The sequence below is a fragment of the uncultured Gemmiger sp. genome (assembly GCA_944388105.1).
In the GTDB taxonomy this organism is placed as follows: domain Bacteria; phylum Bacillota; class Clostridia; order Oscillospirales; family Ruminococcaceae; genus Gemmiger.
Genome location: CALXHN010000146.1, coordinates 1 through 3,637, shown reverse-complemented (window position 1 = coordinate 3,637; position 3,637 = coordinate 1). Strand labels below are relative to the sequence as shown.

General features: G+C 62.4%; 4 protein-coding genes and 1 pseudogene. 2 read left to right on the top strand and 3 right to left on the bottom strand.

Translation table 11 applies throughout. The features are described 5' to 3' along the window. The 3 genes and pseudogenes from Q0K17_RS10830 to ybaK all read right to left on the bottom strand — a co-directional run. A pseudogene (locus tag Q0K17_RS10830) lies at positions 1-329 on the bottom strand (2-hydroxyglutaryl-CoA dehydratase); the annotation flags it as partial. A gap of 223 nt (positions 330-552) precedes the next feature. Then, a complete protein-coding gene (locus Q0K17_RS10825) occupies positions 553-1,275 on the bottom strand; it encodes a pseudouridine synthase (RefSeq protein ID WP_294542921.1) in 723 nt (240 codons plus the stop codon). Then, the gene (gene ybaK, locus Q0K17_RS10820) at positions 1,275-1,769 is read right to left on the bottom strand and encodes a Cys-tRNA(Pro) deacylase (protein ID WP_294542920.1); all 495 of its coding nucleotides are present in this window, start codon (positions 1,767-1,769) and stop codon (positions 1,275-1,277) included. Before ybaK ends, Q0K17_RS10825 begins: the two co-directional genes overlap by 1 nt. 213 nt (positions 1,770-1,982) lie before the next feature. Between ybaK and aroF the strand changes: the two genes are divergently transcribed. Both aroF and Q0K17_RS10810 read left to right on the top strand, forming a co-directional pair. Then, the gene (gene aroF / locus Q0K17_RS10815; protein WP_294542919.1) at positions 1,983-3,002 is read left to right on the top strand and encodes a 3-deoxy-7-phosphoheptulonate synthase; all 1,020 of its coding nucleotides are present in this window, start codon (positions 1,983-1,985) and stop codon (positions 3,000-3,002) included. Positions 3,003-3,131: 129 nt separating this feature from the next. Further along, positions 3,132-3,524 carry a GtrA family protein gene (locus Q0K17_RS10810; RefSeq protein WP_294542918.1) on the top strand — a complete coding sequence of 131 codons (393 nt, stop codon included), beginning with the start codon at positions 3,132-3,134 and terminating at the stop codon, positions 3,522-3,524. Positions 3,525-3,637 lie beyond the last annotated feature (113 nt).

The following is a 3,637-nucleotide window of genomic DNA, read 5'->3' as shown; positions in this document are numbered from 1 at the left end:
AGGAAGAGGATCTTGGCGTCCTCGCCGCCCAGCTCGATGATGCAGTCGGTGCCGGGGGCCAGACGGTTGGCCGCCACGCGGGTGGCGAACACCTCCTGCACAAAAGGCACGCCGCAGCTGTCCGCCAGACCCATGCCCGCCGAACCAGAGATGGCCAGCATGGCGCGGCCGCCGGGGACATAGTCCTTGGCCACGCGCTGCAGCAGCTCCTGGCCTTTTTCCAGAATATGACTGTAATGACGTTCGTATGTAGAATAAATGACCTTGTCCTGCTCATCCAGCACGACGCATTTGATGGTGGTAGAACCGATGTCGAGACCGACTCTCATGAATTGACCTCCCGCCTGTGGGGTTATGTGGAAACACCGCGAAAACCGCGGACGAAAATAAGGGTAAATCAGTTTATTGTATCGCAAGACGGCGAAATTTGCAAGAGGGGTTCGCCGTATGCCCTACAAACCCACTATCTAGTATAGCCGGTCTTTTTGAACTGCATTTGAACGAAAGAAGGCAGATTTTGCCTTTTTTTGCAAAATCTGCCTTGTTGTGGGCTCAGCCCCGGGATGCCCGACGCAGCGCCTCCACTTCTTCGGTTGTCAAAGGCCGCCAGCACCCCGGTTCCAGGCCCTGGTCCAGGGCCACCGGGCCGATGGCGGTGCGGTGCAGCCCGTTCACCCCGGCGCCGTACACCCCGAACATCCGCTTGATCTGGTGGTACACCCCCTGGTGCAGGGTCACCTTCACCACGCAGGGGTCGGCGCCCCAGGGTTCGGCTTCCGCCGGGTCCATGGTCTGCCCGTCCGCCAGGGTCACCCCGGCGGCAAAGCCCGCCTGCATGGCGGGGGTCAGGGGCGTGTCCAGGGTGACGATGTACTCCTTGGACACATGCCGCCCCGGGGCCAGGATGTCGTGGGCAAAGCCCCCGTCGTCGGTGAGCAGCACAAACCCGGTGCTGGTCTTGTCCAGCCGTCCGGCGGGGAACAGCTGCCGCCGGGGGTAGGCCTGTGCCACCAGGTCGGTGACGGTGGTATCCCGCTTGTCCCGGCTGGCGCTGACCACCCCTTCGGGCTTGTTCAGCATCAGGTAGACGTATTTCTCATACTGGCCGGACAGGGGCGTGCCGTTCACCGCCACTTCGGCGGTGTGCTCGTCCAGCTGGGTGTCCGCCTTGCGGCAGGGCACCCCGTTCACCGTCACCGCCCCGGCGGCGATCCGCTTGCGGCTCTCGCTGCGGGGAATGCCCAGCCGCTCGGCCAGGTACTTGTCCAGCCGCATCAGCCCCTGGCCTCCGCCGTGATGGGGGCCGTTTTGCCCCGGGTGACCTTGATCAGGTCGGCGGGCGCCGCCTCGATCTGGGTGCCGATGCGCCCCGCCGACACCAGGATGGTGTCCTGGGCCAGACAGCTCTCATCAAAAACGGTGGCAAACTGCTTCTTCATGCCCACCGGGCTGCAGCCGCCCCGCACATAGCCGGTGGTTTTCAGCAGGTCGGCCACGTGGAGCATGGACACGCTCTTGACCCCGGCGGCCTTGGCGGCCTTTTTCAGGTCCAGTTCCTCCTGCACCGGGATGACAAAGACATAAAAGTTCCGGTCCGCCCCCTGGGTGACCAGGGTCTTGAACACCTTGGCCGGGTCCTGCCCGGTGAGGGCGGCCACGGTGGCGCCGTCCACGGCGGCGCCCTCCTCGTGGGGATATTCGTGGGCGGAATAGCTGATCTTGGCGCGCTCCAGCATGCGCATGGCGTTGGTCTTGGCTTCTTTGGACATGGTGAGAACCCCTCTCTTGTGAATCCGCTTTTGCACGGTCTTGTGCACAAAACCCGGCCCCCGGCCGGGGACTGTCCCATTCGTTTGCACCCAAATTATAGCCCGAAGGAGAAAAGTTGTAAAGCACTCTTGACTTTAGCACATTAAAGTGCTAAACTAATGCCTGTCACAAACAAGGCCCGCCGGGGCTGTTTCATAAGGAGAGGGAAAACCATGATCATCGTACTGAAGCACAACGCCCCCCAGGACCAGGTGCAGCAGTTCTGCGGGGAACTGCGGTCCATGGGATTTGAGATCAATGATTCGGTGGGCAGCGATACCCACATCCTGGGCCTGATCGGGGACACCAAGGCCCTGAGCGAAAGCTGGGTGCTGGCCAACCCGGTGGTGGATACCTGCCGCCGGGTGTCCGAACCCTACAAGAAGGCCAACCGCAAATTCCACCCCGACGACACGGTGGTGGACGTGGGCGGCCACAAGATCGGCGGGGGCAACTTCGCGGTGATGGCCGGCCCCTGCAGCGTGGAGAGCAAGGAGCAGATCATCGGGGTGGCCCGGCGGGTGCAGGCTGCCGGGGCGTCCATTTTGCGGGGCGGCGCCTTCAAGCCCCGCACCAGCCCCTACAGCTTCCAGGGCCTGCGGGCCGAGGGGCTGGAATTGCTACAGGAAGCCCGGGCGGTGACCGGTCAGCCCATTGTCACCGAGCTGATGAACAACGAGCATATTCCCTTGTTTGAGGAAGCTCAGGTGGATATGATCCAGATCGGTGCCCGGAACATGCAGAACTTTGAGCTGCTCAAGGCGGTGGGCCGCACCAACATTCCGGTGCTGCTCAAGCGGGGGCTTTCCTCCACCCTGGAGGAACTGGTCATGAGCGCCGAGTACATCATGGCCGAGGGCAACCCCAACGTGGTGCTGTGTGAGCGGGGCATCCGCACCTTTGAGACCAGCATGCGCAACACCCTGGATATTTCGGCGGTGCCCATGCTGAAAAAGATGACCCACCTGCCGGTGGTCATCGACCCCAGCCACGCGGCGGGCATCGCCTTCATGGTGCCGTCCCTGGCGGCGGCCGCCGTGGCCGTGGGGGCCGACGGGCTGATGATCGAGGTGCACAACGACCCTGCCAAGGCCAAGAGCGACGGCGCCCAGAGCCTGACCCCCGATGCTTTTGACAGCCTGATGCAGACCCTGCGCCCGGAACTGGAATTTTTTGGCAAAACGCTGAACTGAGAACCAGTGCTTGCATTTTTTGACCCAAGTACGTTATAATAGGGGACGTGCTCCGCAAAACGGCGGGGCACGTCCCTTTGTGTATTTTCCTGAAAGGTCGTGAATCTGCCCTTGATGCAAGCAAAAGCTGTGGCCGAAACCCGGCCTTTTGTGCGTTTTCTGGCCTCCTCTTTGTCCTCCAGCGTGGTGGACCTGGGCGCCTTTGCGGTGCTCTGCGCCCTGCTCCAGGACCATATGGGGGAAAGCGCCGCCATCCTGGCCGCCACCATCGCGGCCCGGGTGCTGTCCTCCCTGTGCAACTACCTGCTGAACTACTTCCTGGTGTTCCACAGCCATACCGCCCACGGGCGGTCGGCCACCCTGTACACCACCGTCACCGTCCTCAAAACCCTGTGCAGCGGGGTGCTGGTGGCCGGACTGGCGGGGCTGCTGCCCGCGGTGCCGGAACTGTTTTTGAAGATCCCGGTGGACTGCGCCCTCTTTTTCGCCAACTATCTGGCCCAGAAAAAATTCGTGTATTAAGTGCAAGCATAGAAAATGCCCCTGACCTTCATTGGTCGGGGGCATTTTGCGTTTCAGGATTCGGCGGCGGCTTCCAGGGCAGCCAGGGCGGCGGGGGTGTCGATGTCCGCCAG

What these genes read in the sequence shown, in the direction of transcription:
- aroF (WP_294542919.1), top strand. Translation starts at nt 1,983, where the DNA reads ATGATCATCGTACTGAAGCACAACGCCCCCCAGGACCAGGTGCAGCAG.
- Q0K17_RS10825 (WP_294542921.1), bottom strand. Translation starts at nt 1,275, where the DNA reads ATGCGGCTGGACAAGTACCTGGCCGAGCGGCTGGGCATTCCCCGCAGC.
- ybaK (WP_294542920.1), bottom strand. Translation starts at nt 1,769, where the DNA reads ATGTCCAAAGAAGCCAAGACCAACGCCATGCGCATGCTGGAGCGCGCC.